Here is a 17,097-nt window from a genome sequence, read left to right on the forward strand (position 1 = left end):
AGGAAGCGAAAGTGGTTTTGGATTTCATAGCTGTTTTAGAAAAAAAGCCCGTGAGCCGCATTATCGGACACACGGGCTTTTTAGGGTTTGGGGTGAAATGAAATTACTTCTTCTTTTTCTTCTTGGTAAGTGCTTTGTAGAGCCAACTTCCGACGACGACCACTACCAATACCCCACCTACCCAAAGGAGGATAGTTTTGGCGTTGGTTTTGATTTTTTGTACGAGGGTTTCGGAGGTAGCATCTCCGTCAGCGGCAAGGGTAGCACCTCCTGTGGCGTTTTTCTTCGCCGGATCGTCGGCATCATTGACATAAGTTCCGTCAGGATTAAGGAGTTTACCGTCTTTGTCGCAACGAATAGCAACGCCCGAATCATTGATGATGAAGTAAAAACCAGAAACAGCATCCTCCCCTTCTTTTTTGGTGGTTGCGTTCCCAAAGTGGCGAGGGTCTTGGTTGGCGGTACCATCAGCCGATTTGAAGCCAATTTCGAGGAATTTGGCATTGTTGGCGAAATACTGGATTTCCTCTGCGGTGTGCGCAGGTGAATATACGACACCCCCTTCTACTTTTTCAGTTGCAAACCATTCGCGCGGGTGCGGCGCCCACACAGAGCGGTCTGTCCAAGGCCCACCTGTGCCGTCCAACACCTGTGCAAGGATAATAGGGGAGGCTAAGTTTTGCTTTTGGGTGACGTTGGTTTGGTGGTTGGTAGTGGTGATAGTTTGCGGGAAAAACCGCGCACGGATTTTCTTGGGATTAGCCGTCCCTACGTAGCCTAGCTCGACACCATCGGCGTAGACTTTGTTTTTTTCGAGTTTTGTAATTGCCATGAGTGAAAAAAGTTGTTTTTGAAGCTGTTAACAGGTCTTGTTGGGTCTTACTTAGAAGGCACTAGCCTACGGCTCATGTAAGGACCTAATTCAAGGGTCACTTTGATACTTGATTGAGGTAAAATGGTAATCTCTACCTCCGCTACGTCGCCTAAGAAAATGTTGTGAAGGAGGAAATTGGCGGTACCTACTTGGCTTGCTGAATCAGCTTGAAGGTTTTCCACGATGTCGTCTCCTAAGGTGGGGGTTTTGATAGCGACGGAGTTGGAAAGCTGTTCAATGAAGTTGGAAGATTGGATGGGAGAAACGGTAACACTACAAAGCTCAATAGGACAGGCTTTGGCGAAATTTTGGAGGTATTCAAGGGTTAATTCCCCTTCCACTACACAATTATCTCCTTGTTTGAGAATGGAGTTGTTGTAGTTGATGTGCCTGAGTCTAGCGGGAGAGGGAACTAAGATTTTCTTCTCAACCTTGTCGGTGGTATTGGTAAGGGTTAGCTGAATTACCTTTTTGGCTTGGGGGATGGTTGATTTTCCATCAAAAGTGAGGTGTTTCATTGTTGTTTGATTTTGCGTTGGTTTTTGGCAAAAAAATGATGGAACGAAAGTTAAGAGGAGAAAAAAACTAAGGTTAGGAAATGCGACGGTGAAAGGAAGATTACGACGCTCATAGGCCTAATCCAACGTAGAGGGTGGGTGACTTGAAAATGGGCGATTGCGTCTAAGGTTAAAACCATCCAGCCCAATGAGTAAAATAGAAGAATTTGCCCGCACAAAGGGGTATAAGTATTTACTGCTTTATGCCGATGAAGACCAAATAATGGTAGAAAAGAAATACACTTTTTTTATAAGCCGTAAGGGGATTCCCTTAAAAATCAAAAACTCGGATATTGTTGCCTTTCACTATTTGCATTCCTACAAGGATGTAAAACTAACACACTACTTTAAGAACCAAAACCCCAAATGGCTTTGGTGGTTGTTAGGGAAGTGATCGGATTATGGATACCAAAAAAATACCCTAGCACGAGGGTATCCAAGTAACTAATCAAAAGCTTATTCTAAGAATTTTGCTCTTGTAAGGAAGGTACTAAAGTATTTTCTGAGTTACTAAAAAAAAAGAATTGAAGCATTTCGTGAAAATAAACTAGACAAAACATTTGATTCATCAAATACCATTGCCAATTTCGCGCTTCACATTGTTTCAGTTGTAAAATGGATACTATTGACCTAAATCCTATACTTAATAATCCCTATTCTCCACCTAACAAATACTATCAAACTGACCTTGAGGGTAATCTAAGCTATGCGAAAATTATAGAGGGGCGAAGGCCATTTGACCCTCAGTTACAGGCAATGCCAACTAAGCAAAGCCGTCAAGGCTTTTTATTCGGTACAGAGGCTTTTGCTGAGAGTTATCATACACATATCATTAATCTTTTGAGAGCGGAAGTTAGTATTTGGCGTGAAAATGGATATAAAGATAGCACTCGAGTTAGTAAAGAATTATTGAATTTTTGGTTTAATAATTCAGAACGATTAGTTACAAAGCAGCTATTTTTTGCCCAACGTGAAGCAATCGAAACGGCAATATGGCTCAATGAGATAGCTGCCAAATCGAATGTAGGGTCAAGCATTATTACAAGACTCAACGAAGCTCGACAAGTAAGCCAGGATGCCACTCTTAACTTACCTCGCACGGCTTTCAAAATGGCTACGGGGACGGGGAAAACGGTGGTGATGGCTGCATTAATTTTGTATCATTTTCTCAATCGTCGTGAATATAGAAATGATACTCGTTTTGCTGACTATTTTTTGGTGGTAACCCCAGGAGTAACTATCAAAGAGCGCTTGAATGTTCTTTATGTAGATACCATTGCTAAGAATAGCCGAACAGCCACTGATTATTACACTCAACGCGGATTAGTACCACCTAAGTATGAAGATATAATAAGTGAGCTTAATGCTAAACTAAGTATTACTAATTATCATAATTTTGAAGCACGAAACCTACAAGGGAATAAGCGTAGTCCTTTTGATGGCAAGCTTGGAGAAGATGGTAAAAAAGTAGAAGCAAAAGAAAATGTTGGGCAAACCTTAAAACGTACAGTTGGTAAGTTTAAAATAGGTGGTCGTTTATTGATTCTTAACGATGAAGCCCATCATTGCTACTTGCCTTTGGCCAAAGGCTCTAAAACCGAAGAAGAAGATTCGGAAGAAGAAAATCAACGGGCTGCTGTGTGGTATCGGGGTTTGGTCGAAATTGCCAGACGCTTTAAAGTCAGCAATGTCTATGATTTGAGTGCTACTCCCTACTTTTTGAATGGCTCAGGTTATGCTCCGTACTCGCTTTTTCAATGGACCGTTACCGACTTTGGACTGACAGAAGCCATCGAATCGGGTCTAGTCAAGATTCCGTTTATTCCCGAAAATGATAATACCCACGGCCTCACAATGCCCGTGCTTCGGGATTTGTACAAGCATATCAGAGAGTTTTTGCCAAAAAAACGGAAACCCGCTACTAGTAAAACCGACGAACAAAGGCCTAACTTACCCACACAATTGCGTTTGGCACTCGAACAGTTTTTTGCCCATTACAAAAAAGACTACGAAAGCGTCAGCGATTTATACGGCATTCCGCCAGTTTTCATCGTGGTTTGCAATAATACGGCTGTATCAAAGGAAGTCTATAAATATTTGGCTGGCTATGAAATATTAAATGAGCAGAGCGAAGTAACGGATATCGTAACGGGTAAATATGAATTGTTTAGCAATTTTGACGAGCTAACTAAAGCTCCCAAGCGCAAACCACCTACTTTGCTGATTGACAGCGATGCCTTAGAAAATTCTAACCAAATTAATGAGGATTTTAAGCGAATTTTTGCCCCCGAAATCGCGCGTTTCAAGCAAGAGTATCGTAATACTCACCCTGAAAAATCGATAGAAGACATCACTGATGCGACTATACTTCGGGAGGTTGTCAATACAGTTGGCCGACCTGCTACTTTAGGGCAGCATATTCGTTGTGTGGTTTCAGTTTCAATGCTTACCGAAGGTTGGGATGCTAACACCGTTACCCACATTGTCGGGATTCGGGCTTTTGGGTCACAGTTATTATGCGAGCAAGTAGCAGGCAGGGCTTTACGTCGTAAAAATTACTTATTGCAAGCCTATGATTTGAAAGGGAGACCCATTGATAATAAGGATATTTACCGCTATAAACCTGAAAATGTAGTTTATAAGTTTCCACCTGAATACGCCCACATTATCGGTGTGCCGTTTGCGATGTTTAAGGCAGGCAAAAGCCAGCCACTGCCAAAACCCATAAAGCCCAAACATGTTCATACCGTAGCCGAACGAGCTAAACAATATGAAATTCAGTTCCCTAATGTGATAGGCTACCGTATCGAAACCCAAAAAGACGACATTACTGCCGATTTCGAAAGACTAGAAGAATACCAAATTGATGCTACAAAAATCTCCTTAGAGACCCAAATGGGAACAGCTTTTTCGTCCGAAACTCAAAAAATTGAGGTTTCTATCGAAGGAGTACGGGAGCAGGAGGTGGTCTACCACTTTACGAAAGAACTCATCAAACTCAAATATTCGGATGATGATAACCGCCCCTATTTCGAGAAGTTTAACCAACTCAAAAATATTGTGGCTCAATGGTATGCCACCAAAGTCAGACTGGTAGGACATACAAATCCTGAATACAAAAAAATTATTCTTTATGACAACGCTCAAAAAGTTTGTGAACACATCTACCGTGCCATCGAACTCAGTCGGCGAGACAATGAGAATATTTTGCCCGTTTTCAACCACTATAACAAAATAGGCGATACTAATAACGTGAACGCCTTTTCGACTCGTGAGGTGTATGCCACCCGCAAGAGTGCTATAAATTTTGTAGTAGCCGATACCGAAAGTTGGGAACAACTAGCTGCTAAATCGTTCGATGAAATGGACGAGGTACAGGCATACGCCAAAAATGCGTTTTTGGGCTTCAAAGTACCCTACCTGAAAAAAGGAAGTAACGAAACCCACCACTACGAACCCGATTTTATACTCAAAGCCCAAACACCATCAGGCAGAGTGATAAATCTCATCGTCGAGATTTCAGGTATGAGCCAAGACAAAGACGATAAGAAATTTTACCTCGAAAACCGTTGGCTGCCTGCCGTTAATTCCGTGCGTGAAAAATATAGTTATGACGAATGGCACTTTGTAGAAATTGGTTTGGGCAAAGACAACATCAAAAACATTAAATTTGAGGTATTAGAAAAACTTAAAAACATCGCCTGAGTGAAATACAGAATTTACATTGACGAAGTAGGCAACAACGATTTAGGAAGCTCTGATCAACCCGATCACCGTTTTCTGTGCCTTACTGGTATTGTCTTAGAGTACGTACGACAGACTTTTACGCCCGAAATGGAAGCCCTCAAACAAAAATATTTTCCGAATCATCATCCCGACGACCCCATCGTATTTCATCGGAAAGAGTTGATGAACAAAAAATATCCATTTCAGGCATTAAGAAATCCTGAGACTGAAAAAGCCTTCAACGAAGCGTTTTTATACTGCCTCAAACATTGGCAGTATCGAATCATCACCGTACTGATTGACAAACAGGAACACAAAAAGCGATATGAGGTGTGGCGATACGACCCTTACCATTACTGCATGACGGTAATGTTTGAACGCTTTCATCTCAGGCTCAAAGAATTGGAACAATCCGGTGACATGATGTTCGAATCAAGGGGTGGTAAGGAAGACATACGCCTCAAAGAGTCGTATCGTACCATTTTTGAGAAAGGTACCGACTACATCGCCCCCGAAGACATTGATGATACACTTACGAGTAAAGAGCTGAAAATAAAACCCAAAACAGCAAATATCAGTGGTTTACAACTCGCCGACTTACTGGCGTTTCCTGCCCGACGCTACGCTCTGAAATATTATAATTTACTCAACGATGACAGAGAAACGTTTAATGAACAAATTATCGAGATTATCAAAGGGAAGTTTTACAAAAATGGCAACCGAATCAATGGCTATGGACTAAAACTGTTGCCATAAAAAAAAACCGACAAGCGGGGCAAGGGCATCTGACCCTCCACCTCCAGATAACTGGATTGGGACAAAAGTAATACAAAAATGTATTACTAACCAAAAAGAATTGTAAAGAAAATGGCAAAAAAAGACAATAAAACCGTTGATGCTTACCAACACCACGAGGCAAAACGTACTCATATACCATCCAAAGAAGAAGCTGGTACCGAAACCGCCAACCCCTTGGTGAATCAAAAACAGGTGAAAGAAATCCCTAAGAACCCGATTATTGACCGTGCCACCGACCCGCAATTGTTTTGGCTCAACAAAAACGGCAACGACGACCGAGAAGAACTGCTCAAAATAGACATTCGCTCGCTGTACCGCTATGAACATGTCTCGCCCGAAACCATCATGCAGCGGCTTTACCGCAACCAAGAAGTACGCAGCCCGCAAATGAGCCTGTTGTTTGAAACCTTCGGCAACGACCCCAACATGGACGAACTCGACAAGGTATCGGAGTATTACAAACACCAAGATGGCTGGACAAACCGCCTCATACAGGGCGATAGTCTGCGGGTAATGACCTCACTACTCGAACGCGAAGGCATGGCCGCCAAAGTGCAGACCATCTACATAGACCCACCCTACGGCATTAAATACGGCTCGAACTGGCAAAACAAACTCAACAACCGAGACGTAAAAGATGGCTCGGACGACCACATCACCAACGACCCCGAACAGATAAAAGCCTTCCGTGATACGTGGGAGTACGGCATACATTCGTACCTAAGTTACCTGCGAGACAGACTGCTCATCGCCAGCGAGTTACTCACCGAAAGTGGTTCTTGCTTTGTGCAAATCTCGGACGAGAACGTACACCTCGTCCGAAACATTATGGACGAAGTGTTTGGTAGTGAGAATTTTGTGAGTTTGATAAACTTTGCAACCTCTTCTGGATTCACTTCATCAACATTGAGTAGAGCAGGCGATTACTTGATATGGTATGCGAAGCAAAAAGAAAATATTAAGTATAGAAAGCTATTTTTAGAAAATGACACACCAAAAAATGACCCCAACTTCAAGTATATTGAATTGAAAAACAAAGAGCGACGGGCTATGACAAATGAAGAAAGGCAAAACCCTTTACTCATTCCCCGAGATGCTAAAATTTATAGATTAGGAGATGCTACTTCACAAGGCAAATCATCACAGGATGAAAAATTTGAATTTGAAGGACAAATATTTGAGCCAAAAAATCGCCACTGGACACATTCAGTAATAGGTATGCAAAAATTAGCTGAGAAGAATTTAGTGGTTAAAACAGGAAATACTTTAGCTCTAATACGTTATTTCGAGAATTATAGGCTAAGGCAACTAACAGATATGTGGACAGACACTGGTACTGGTGGTTTTACAGAAGATAAAGATTACGTAGTCCAAACTAATATCAAAGTCATAGAACGTTGCATCTTAATGACGACAGACCCGGGGGATTTGGTGCTTGACCCTACCTGCGGCAGTGGCACTACGGCAGCCGTAGCCGAGCAGTGGGGCAGGCGGTGGATAACGATAGATACCAGCCGCATTGCCCTCAACATCGCCAAAATCCGCCTGATGACGGCCACTTTTCCGTACTATCATCTGTACTCAGACGTGACGGTAGAACGCACCGAAGCACAGGGGAAAATTATCAAGAAAATCACACCCAAACCCGCTGCCGAGTGCGTAGCCGATGTGCGGCAGGGCTTTGTGTATGAAGAAGTGCCGCACATTACGCTCAAAAGCCTCGCCAACGACGAACCCGCCGACACCGAAACGCTTTATGACCGACCTTTTGAAGACAAGCGTAAACTACGGGTGTCGGGAGCGTTCACGGTGGAGACACTGCAAAGCTACGAACCCACCCCGCCCGAAGCCTTAGACCAACCCGCCGAAAGTTCGCAAGAAAGCGAAGAAAACTTTGAACGCAAGATATTTGAGCATCTCAAATCGGCAGGAGTTATCAATGGCGACAAAAACGAAAAAGCCGTTTTTGTGCGGGTAGAGCGTATGGCAGGCGGCTACCTACACGCTGAGGGTTTTTACCAAACGGAGCGTGGCGAAAGCAAAGCCTACATTCACATCGGTCCCAAATACGGAGCCGTGAGCAAGCAAGCCTACAACGGAGCCGTGAAAGAATGCCGTAATATGGGCGATGCCGATTGGCTCATTCTAATGGGATTTGCTTTTGAGAGCGACCTCGAAAATAAGAATGTGAGCAGTAGTTACGGTGGTTTTCAGGTCTCGAAAGTGCGTATGCACGACGATTTGTTGCAGGAAGGACTCACCAAGAAAGACAAAAAAGCAGGGTCGTTTATCACCATTGGCGAGCCAGACATCGCCCTACTGCCCGAAGGTAATAACGTAGTGGTAGAGGTACGAGGCATGGATATTTATGACCCCCTGAAAGACGAAGTAAAAGCCCGTAGCGTAGCCGACATTGCTTACTGGATGGTGGATGATGACTACGACGGTTCAAGCTTTATTGTAAAGCAAGTGTTTTTTTGTGGTGGTGACAAAGACGAGTTTGCCAAATGGAAAAAAGGGCTTTCGGATCTTACTAAGCAAACCACCAGAAAGAATGTGGAAAGAACCCTTAAAATTGAGATTGATGAAGAAGCCTTTGAGCGGCTTTACGGCTATAAATCCCACTCCATCGAAGCCCAAAAAGGTAAGAAAATTGCGGTCCGGGTGGTGAGTCACTTTGGGGAGGAAAGTACGAAGGTATTTATATTAAAATAAAATCAATTTGAAGTGTGGATTACTATTTGGCCTATCAAAAAAAATCTCTATATGAGCTTCGAGTTTTAAATCATGCACTAACATTTACGAAAATCTAACAAAATACCCTAGCACCAACAGGCACTAGGGTATCCAAACTAATAAAATGATAACTAAAAAACTTATCCAAAAATTCTCTCCCAAAAACCCTGCTTTTGGACGGATTTTGAGGTTGATTTCTTGGTAGCGGTAGTCTTTTTGCGCTTATTGGTTTTGGTTTTTCTTACTTGACGTTTGGCCACGGTTGCTTGTTTAAGGCCACCAAGCGTACTGTACAAGGCATAAAACTGCTGTTCGAGCTTGGGCGTAAGTTCGTTGGACTTTTTGAGGCGTTTTTCCAGACTTTGAAACCCTTTTACATTTCGCTTATCCACTCTTTTGTACAGCGTATTAAGGGTACGTTCGCGTTTGAGTTCTTCGGCAAGTTTGGTGGGCAATGCCCCCAATCCTTTGGCTTTTTGCTCATGCTTGTTGATTTGAGTGATAAGCGAACTAAGAAAATCTGAGTCAAACAAGATTTTTTTCTCATACTGCGCATTTTCGCTTTTCAATCTTTTTAGCTCGTTTTGGGCTTTTTCTTCCTGTTTTTCGGAATTAGAAGGCTTTTTGTCGGCCTTGGGCTTCTGTACTTTAGAGGAGGCTTTTTTCGGGGTTTTGGGTTTGGCTTCCGCCTTAGGCTTTTGTTCTTCACATTTACAATCTTTGGCTTTGGGGGTAGCTGCTTTGGGCTTTTTGTCCGCTTTGGGTTTCTCCATTGTTGGCTTGGGAGCTGCCTTGGTGGTAGGTGTTTGGGGCGGCATTTTGCTTATGGCCTCGGTGTATTTTTCGCGGAATACGCCCAAGGTACGTTCGATGTTTTCGCTGCGTTCAAAAACCGAATAATCCGTCCAATTTTGGGTGAATTTTTGGAAGGTATCATACGACTTTTGTAAGGTCTCGTGGGGCATATCCTCCCGCGTTTTGGGGGCGATGTTGGCTTGTAGCCATTTTGCATTGTTCGTCATGGATGTGATGGTTTTATTGGTTTGGGGGAAACTCTTTTGGGTGGGTTGGTCTGAATATTTGGCGTTTTTTTCGAGGCTGTAGAGGATGTTCTTTTGTCGCCTCCAAATGCTTTCGTCGGTTTCGTAAACCGCCACGGGCATGAGGACAAAAATGGCTTTTTGGCTCCTGAAAACAGACTCAATGAGCAGGGGTTGGGACTTGATAAGGTCGGCCTTGTTGAATTTGAAGGTGGCCTGCTGTACGCCATCGTCAGACAAAAGTTTGACAATCCTTTTGAGGTAATCTACGTCATAGAAAACGAGGTTTTGAGCGTAAGCAACGAGGCAAATGGCCGTCCCCACCTCACCTTTGTAAGTGTTACTCAGGTTGGTATGGTTGAGTTCTTCTAAGAGCTTTTTTAGGGTCACTTCCAACGCCTTGTGGTGGTCGGTTTCGAGTTGGTCTAGCAGCTCTTTGTAATGAGGGAATCGACCATCGGCTACTTCGCCCGATGGCAGAAACACCCCATGGGTAGGGGTTTGGGTCTGAAGGTGCATCAAGAAATGCCCATTGGTCGCCGTAATGCCATGCGCATCAAAATGAATACCCTGAAAATTAGGGTGTTTGGGCTTGGTAAAAGGCTTGAAAATTTTCAGCATTTCTTGGTCGGGCGGCGTGTTAGGAGCCGTTACATTGACTTCTAACTTGCCCAAAGTGAGGGGCAATTGTTTGTTTTTCATGGGCTTAAAAAGCTAAAAGTTCGAGTTCAAGTTCGAGGGCAATGGCTTCCATTTCCATCAGATCTAGGTCATTTGAAGGGGACTTAGCAGGGAGAGGCATCTGAGGAAATGGCTCATATTTCCTCAGCACTTCCTTTTGGTACGATGCGGCCTTGACGGGCTTGAGGTAAGAAAGCATCTCATCGTTGAGGATACACGACAACCCAAATTTTTCGGACGCATACTCACAAAAAGCGTCTAGCTGATCAGGCTTGATAACGGCCTTCATCTTCTCACCGTACTTGGTGAAGTTTTCGTTTTCTAACATTTCGAGTAGCCCCTTATCGGTGTAGAGGTCGCCGCCTTTCACTTTGGAAGCAGGCACAAATACGATATAGCCATTTCGCGACATGACGCTCAGCTTGTCACTGCCAATCATGCGACCACTCGGCATATTTCTAATCACGTCAGCGCACTGCGAAAAGGGGACAATCTTGTTGATTTTGGAAGTGCTACCCTGAACAGGCGGCGACAACACCGAATAAGGCACGAGCAAGCCCTTACGGGTGCTGCCGTCTTGCATTGTAAAATCGACAATACGCGTATTTCTGAACTGATCTTGGGCAATGGCTTGCAGTAGGTTGCCCGTGATGATGTAGACGCGGATGCGGTCGCTGTTGAGTTCTTTGACACCCTCCTCCCAAAACCGTTGTAAGGGGGTATTGTAATGATAGGTTTCCTGGGCGGCTTTCAGGAGTTGCACAAGGTTGCTATAACCTGACTTGGCCAAGTTAAAACTTATCCTCCGCACCGAACTAGCGACCGCAAAATCAACGTAGATTTTGCCTAGACTGTAGGGGTTTTTGGCTTTTTGGTTGATTTTGACCCCTAAACATACCAACCGCTCCAAGTTACTGACGATTTTTCGGCCTGCGTAGAAGTTCTTAATGACTTCTTCGACAAGGTCAATGGTGGCGTCTTCTTTGGTAGTTACGAGCGTGATTTGGTCGGTGTACTCTTTTTCTGCTTCGGCCATTCGAGCGCGAATGACTTCGGCTTTTTCTTCTTTTGCCTTCGCCAATTGGGCGCGTAGCCCTTGCATTTCGGCCTCAAAATCCTTGCTGATTTTTGCGATTTTTTCATCCCGTCGTTGGGTGAGAAACGAAGAGGCTTCATGGAACATTTCTTTGGTGTGAATCCTTACTTCTTTTCCATTGGTGGCCTCCTCAATGAGCTGTTGCAGCTTGGCGTGGGTGTAAGGTTTGTGGAGGTTGTTGACCTCATATAGGCCCAACATGGATCGCTTGGCAAACTCCGAAGTGCCCGTGGGTTTTCCTGCGACGAGGAGGTCTTCCTGTATCAATCGGGCTTTCAGGTCAAGTACTTCTACTTCAAGGTCGTATTCTCCCGCATTGACGAGCCTTTCGACTTCTTTTTTGTAGGCTTCGGCTACTTCTTCGTAGAAAATCTGCTGACGAGCGGTGGGGATAATGGCGACGCGTCCTGCTACTTTTTTGGCCAGTTCTTCGGTTAGCTCCTTGTTGTCACCGTGACCCATCCACTTTTTGAGGTCACAGAGGCTGTAGATACTCTCTTTGCCGTTTTCTTCCCGCTCGACCTCCACGTACTCTTTGACGACCCGGTCACCAATTTTGTTGAGGAAGTCGTTGGACTGCAAAATATCTTTCGACGACTTTTGGCTACTGGTGGTGTTGGCAAAGAGCGAACGAAGTTTGTTTTGAAGCATCATGGTAGGCCGCTGCTCGGCAGGAATGGCCGATACGATGTAATCGTAGATAGGCGGTAAGATTTGGCCCGTACGGTTGATACGCCCCCACTTCTGCACTTCAATATTGACGTCAAGTTCGGCTTGGGCAATAATCATCACCCGTTGTTTGACCTTGGAGGCAGGAACCCGCTCGGTGGGAATCGCGTGAGCTGATGCCCCCGTCGCCCCCGATTGATTGATGAGCAGTACATCCACTTCGTTGTTTTGGAACCGTCGAAACGCCCCTGCCGCATCCTCCTTGGCGCGTGGCACCACGACCCCCGCTTTGGGCATGACCCTGCCAAGCGTGGGGGATTTGTCGAATTTGACTTCTTTGTTTCGCCCCGTGACCTCGGCGACCTCGTAACCTTTGGCCGCTATCATCTCCTTGATAACGTCGATGGGAGATACCAAAATATCGGTGGTGGTTTGACGAACCACCTCCAGTATCCTTTGGTAATCTTTTTGCCCTTGCACGGACAATTCCTCTACCTGTAACTGCCGATACTCGGTTTTTCCCCAACCACTTGAAACCTGAATTTTCAAGACACTGCGGAGGGCTTTTTCAAGCACCAAGGCAAAGTCTAGTTTGATGCGGGTTCCGCCGTTACGGTCTTCGATGCCCCCTTCGGTGAGTTCGTCGATGAAACTACCCATCGTACTGGAAAAGGCAATGACGACCTTTTTGCCTTCCTGCAAGCGTTTGAGGGCTTGCAGGGCCACGGCTTCGGCCTTGGTCGAAAAAAGGAGTTGATTGATGACGTTGAACACCTTCGAGAAGTAGGGTACATTGTCCACCCCAGCGGCTTTGGTGCCTTGGTTGAGGTTGGCTTCTCCCATTTGGTTTTTCAGGATTTGGTTCAGCATTTTCAGCGACGAACCCACGTGAATGCTTTGAAAAGCAATGATTTGGCGAATCACGCTCGTAATGCGGTCAACGGTTTGGCGGTGTTGGTCTTTCAGGTTGGGCAATCCCCACACCTGCGCCGATTCATCCAAGGTAATCCAATTGACCACGGCGCCCGTACTTTCGAGGCCGCGTTCACGGCGAATCATTTGCCCCTCTTTGACCAAAATAGACGATACCCATTCTTGCATAGCCACCCCGCCTACGGTAATGGCTTCTGCGAGTCCTTCAGCGGTGGAGTTGACGTCGCCGATGGCCGTTTTTTGGGCGTACAAGGCCATGTTTTCGGGACGTTTGGCGAAAGTTCCCGAAAGAAAAACCGCACCTTCGGAGGCTTGAAGCATCTCTCTAGCAATGATACCCGTGCTAGAATCACCGCCCGAAGCATTGTGCGCTTCGTCCATGATGATGATATTATCCTCGGCCATGTTGGCGATAAACTGCGCCTTTTTACCCTTTTCCACCACTTTCACCCCTGCTTCGTATTTGACCTTATTACCCGTGGCAATTTGGGAGTAAGTAAGCATGATGAGACGGTAGGGGCTTGGCAAACGACCCGCAGCGAAAATGGCATCCTGCTCGGCTTTGTCGGGGGCTTCGTAGAGGATATTACCGTTGGCATCCTTGATGCTACTTTTTAGCTCCTTTGAGTTGACGATGAAAGGCACGACGTGGGTGCCTTTTTTGAGGTCATAGGCTTTGTTTTCCGAAAAGGTAGACACCTTCCGAACGCCTTTTTGCTTGAGATAGTTTTCGTAGTTTTCTTGACTACCGTAGTTGTCTTGCTCCTCTTCGGTGAGTTCGTCCCATTCTTTTTCCGCCGCTTGGTTACGCCGTTTTTTGATTTGCGTACCGTCTTCGCTGCCGATACCGATGAGGTCACGGTAAATGTCGGAAAAAAGGTTAGGCTTTTCGGTGAAAAAAATGGGTGTTTTGCCCCGTAAAAGGGCGTAACGGATGATGGCGGCGGCCTGTCTTCCTTTGCCAATGCCCGTTTGGTCGCCGATGACAATGCCTTGTTTTTTGGCCTCGATGTTGTAGATAGCGAGGGCTACGCCGTCGATTTGCTCGGCGAAGAGGGCATTTTCAAGCGCCTGCATGGTGGGATAAGCGAGCTTACGACGAACGTACTCTTCGACGCTCATGTCACCAAAATTGGCTTGCAGATAAGCGCTCAGTTCGGCGTGAGCCATTGCCATTTCGGCGGCCATGCTATCGGGGGTTTCGACCTTCATCGAACGAGTCTTGGCGACTGGAAAGTAAACCGCGCCCAACGCATTGTTTTTCTGGCGTTTTTTAGCGGTAGTTTTGGTGGTGTTGGTTGTTTTTTTCATTAGGTAGGATTTGCTATCAAAATAGAGGTCGATTTTGTGCGGCTCCGGAATTCATCAGCGCCGCAGCTCGAAAATTTGCTATCAAAATGCGCGTCGACCATGAAACCTGGGAAGATCTACGGGCATGATTTTGCTATCAAAATGCGCGTCGACCGTGAAACCTGGGAAGATCTACGGGCATGATTTTGCTATCAAAATATTTCATAATAAAGATTGTTGCCTTGGGTAGTTCGGGTGATGCTTCGACCGGCAACGATGACGGTGAATTTACCTTCTTCAAAAGCCCCCGCGTAGAGGTCTTGATACAGCAATACGCGCTTGCCCGACTTGGGATTTTTCCAGAGTTGCACCCACGGTTGACCATACTTGTAAGCGCGGGCAAATTCGCCCGTGTCGTTTTGGTGGATAGGGGTTTGGGTTTCGGTCACGCCTGAATTTTGGCGCACGTACTGCACAAACTCAAAGGAATCCCTCACCTGTGTCCCGTCACAGACGTCCTGAATCCCCTTGGCAAACAACTCATGGGCTTGTATCATGGCCGAAACGCTGAGGGCGTCTTTGCCGATGTAGCCTTTGCCGCTAGTAGGGCAAGGGGGAGTATCGGGGCCAGTATATTCGGATACAAAAAACCCACCTGCATTTTGGGAGTGGCACGAGAGTTGGCCGTTGATTTTTGACCAATAAAGTAGGTCGTAAGGGTCGTAGCTATTGCCAAATAGCCAATATTGGGTATAGCTGTGTTTGGGGTTGCAGAGGTAGGTGAAAATGGCATCCCTGACCAAGTTGTGGGGGTATTGTACCCGATTGTCCACTTGTTTGATATAGCCTTGTCCCCATTTCAGGCGCGTCATGGGGCTGCGGTTGGCATCGGCGGGTTTGTCTTCAAACGGCCACACAAAAAGTAGCAATTTTTCGTTGGGTGGGGTAATAAGCGTTTGGATGTTTAAGACGTCCAATGCCCTTAAATACCACAATTTGGGCGATACCCATTCATTGCCTTTTGCGGCATCGCCGTTGATAGTGGTAGAGCTGTAACCAAAACCCACTTGGGTAAGCGTGGGGGCGGCCAAATCAACGTGGGTGATTTCGGTGGGGTTTTCGTGGATCGCAAGATAGGTGTCAAGGTCATTGCCCCAAGTGTCATTAGCCCACCCGTCTAATTCAAATTGTTTGCCTCGAAAGGCAAAGCGGTTTCCTTTCCCAATCCAAGAATAAAAATACTTTTTGTGCCTTTCATAGATGCGTTGGGAGAGCTTTTGCATGACCGAACGAAAGTTCCCACTGTCAAAATTCCAACGCCAATTGTCCGCTTGGGGATTGTGTGGCTCATAATCCACGGCGAAGTAGGCGGAAGAAGTCATACTGGCGAGCATATCGGCGGCGCGGTCAAGCTCGTGGTCTTGCAGGTCGGTGATACCTTTGCCTAAGCGGTTGGTCAGGTCTTTGACCTCATTGGCATATAAGAGTTGATAACGGTCGGTTCCCGTCGCCCACGAGAGGTTTTTGAGTTGGGTTTCGCTTTCGTTTGGGATGGTTTCAGAACCGTAACGTTTGTTTTTGAGCGTGAAGGCAGGGGTATAAGTAAGGTTAAGGCCGTCGCGGTGGGCTTCGTTTTTCCAGAGTGGTTGGGTGTAGTCTAGTTTTGTAGTAGTTCCGTCTGCAACATAAAAAGTACACTCGTAGGTTTGGGCGAATTTTTTGTTTTTCAACCCTGCGTATTGCACGGAGGTACGCCACGCGTCGGCGTTGATGTTGTCGATGTCGGCCACCCACTTGACAAGGTGTATCCATTCCCCTGCTCGTACAGGGTATTGGATGAGTTGTGAAGTGGTAGCACCGTTGATGGCATAGTAGCTTCTGAAGGGCATCGTGCCGTCGTCGCTAAGGTAGAGTTTACCATCTTGCTTTCTCTCAACTTTTAGCTTGATGGCGCTCAACTCCTCTCCCGTATCATCGTAGTTGTAATAGATGATACGGGGTGGCGTAGTTCGGATGACATTTTCGGGAACTACGTTGGCAGGGGTAGAATTTTCGATTTGTGCTACTTGAATCGTCTTTATGCCCGTTTTGGGGTCACTTTTGCAGTTTTTGGCCTTGATTTTGACTTCGTATTGGCCTTTAGGGGGATTGTAATTAATCCGAAAGACGGGAGAAGTTAGCTGTCCCGTATTACCCGAAAAAACAACCTTTTGGGCTTGGAAAACTTCATAATCAATCCTCTGAACGTCCAGACTATGAAAAGTGACTTCCAGTTGTTTTTCAACAGGAACGACGGAAACAAGGGTTAGCCCTGCCACACAATCGGGGCGATTATCGCTAGGTGGGGTTTCAGGCTGAAGGACGGGAGTGGAAAGAACTGATTGGACATAACTACGCACCCAAGCACGGGTGGCAGTGGTGTCTTGGGGGACTTTCTTCTTTTTTTGTCCGAAAGAAGTGGTTGATAGCGTTAAAAACGCCCATAAAAGAACGATAATTTGTCTTGTTTTCATGGTTATGATAGATTAAGTAATTGAAGTTCGAGTTCGAGGGCTTGGGCTTCCATCTCCAGAAGTGCCAAGTCGGGGGCTGTATTTTCCCTGAATTTTTCGTGGATGAGTTGCCATTGCTGAGGGCTGTAAGTAATGTACCAATAGCCTCTATTTGTCCATTTGTAGCCTTGTTCTCTGAGCCAAG

At 45.7% G+C, this 17,097-nt stretch carries 10 protein-coding genes; 4 read left to right on the plus strand and 6 right to left on the minus strand.

The genetic code is table 11. From position 1 onward, the window contains the following. Positions 1–103: 103 nt before the first annotated feature. Positions 104–832 (minus strand): hypothetical protein, encoded by a 729-nt coding sequence (locus tag G563_RS0117340; RefSeq protein WP_028666427.1) that lies wholly within the window; start codon positions 830–832, stop codon positions 104–106. A 47-nt stretch (positions 833–879) separates the two neighbouring features. After that, entirely contained in the window at positions 880–1,392 is a 513-nt protein-coding gene (locus G563_RS0117345; RefSeq protein ID WP_028666428.1) for a hypothetical protein, read from the minus strand. Between the two features lie 187 nt (positions 1,393–1,579). Between G563_RS0117345 and G563_RS0117350 the strand changes: the two genes are divergently transcribed. From G563_RS0117350 to G563_RS0117365, 4 genes are all read left to right on the plus strand, one after another. Continuing rightward, entirely contained in the window at positions 1,580–1,825 is a 246-nt protein-coding gene (locus tag G563_RS0117350) for a hypothetical protein (protein ID WP_028666429.1), read from the plus strand. Between the two features lie 221 nt (positions 1,826–2,046). Beyond that, positions 2,047–5,136, plus strand: coding sequence for a BPTD_3080 family restriction endonuclease (locus tag G563_RS0117355; RefSeq protein WP_037327282.1), 3,090 nt, complete (start codon positions 2,047–2,049; stop codon positions 5,134–5,136). Continuing rightward, positions 5,137–5,913: a DUF3800 domain-containing protein gene (locus G563_RS0117360; protein WP_028666431.1), complete on the plus strand. Its 777-nt coding sequence runs from the start codon at positions 5,137–5,139 to the stop codon at positions 5,911–5,913. Positions 5,914–6,024: 111 nt separating this feature from the next. Continuing rightward, a complete protein-coding gene (locus G563_RS0117365; RefSeq protein WP_037327285.1) occupies positions 6,025–8,670 on the plus strand; it encodes a site-specific DNA-methyltransferase in 2,646 nt (881 codons plus the stop codon). Between the two features lie 161 nt (positions 8,671–8,831). On the opposite strand, the gene G563_RS0117370 is transcribed toward G563_RS0117365, so the two are convergent. The 4 genes from G563_RS0117370 to G563_RS38475 all read right to left on the minus strand — a co-directional run. Further along, positions 8,832–10,433, minus strand: coding sequence for a hypothetical protein (locus G563_RS0117370; protein WP_028666433.1), 1,602 nt, complete (start codon positions 10,431–10,433; stop codon positions 8,832–8,834). A gap of 4 nt (positions 10,434–10,437) precedes the next feature. Further along, positions 10,438–14,421, minus strand: a complete 3,984-nt coding sequence (locus tag G563_RS0117375) for a strawberry notch C-terminal domain-containing protein (protein ID WP_028666434.1) — start codon at positions 14,419–14,421, stop codon at positions 10,438–10,440. 191 nt (positions 14,422–14,612) lie between these two features. Then, positions 14,613–16,913, minus strand: coding sequence for a hypothetical protein (locus G563_RS0117380; RefSeq protein WP_028666435.1), 2,301 nt, complete (start codon positions 16,911–16,913; stop codon positions 14,613–14,615). A 2-nt stretch (positions 16,914–16,915) separates the two neighbouring features. Beyond that, positions 16,916–17,097: hypothetical protein (locus G563_RS38475; protein WP_037327288.1), on the minus strand; the 182-nt coding region annotated here is incomplete at its 5' end.

Origin of the sequence: Runella zeae DSM 19591, from assembly GCF_000423565.1 — a bacterium.
Taxonomy (GTDB): Bacteria; Bacteroidota; Bacteroidia; order Cytophagales; family Spirosomataceae; genus Runella; species Runella zeae.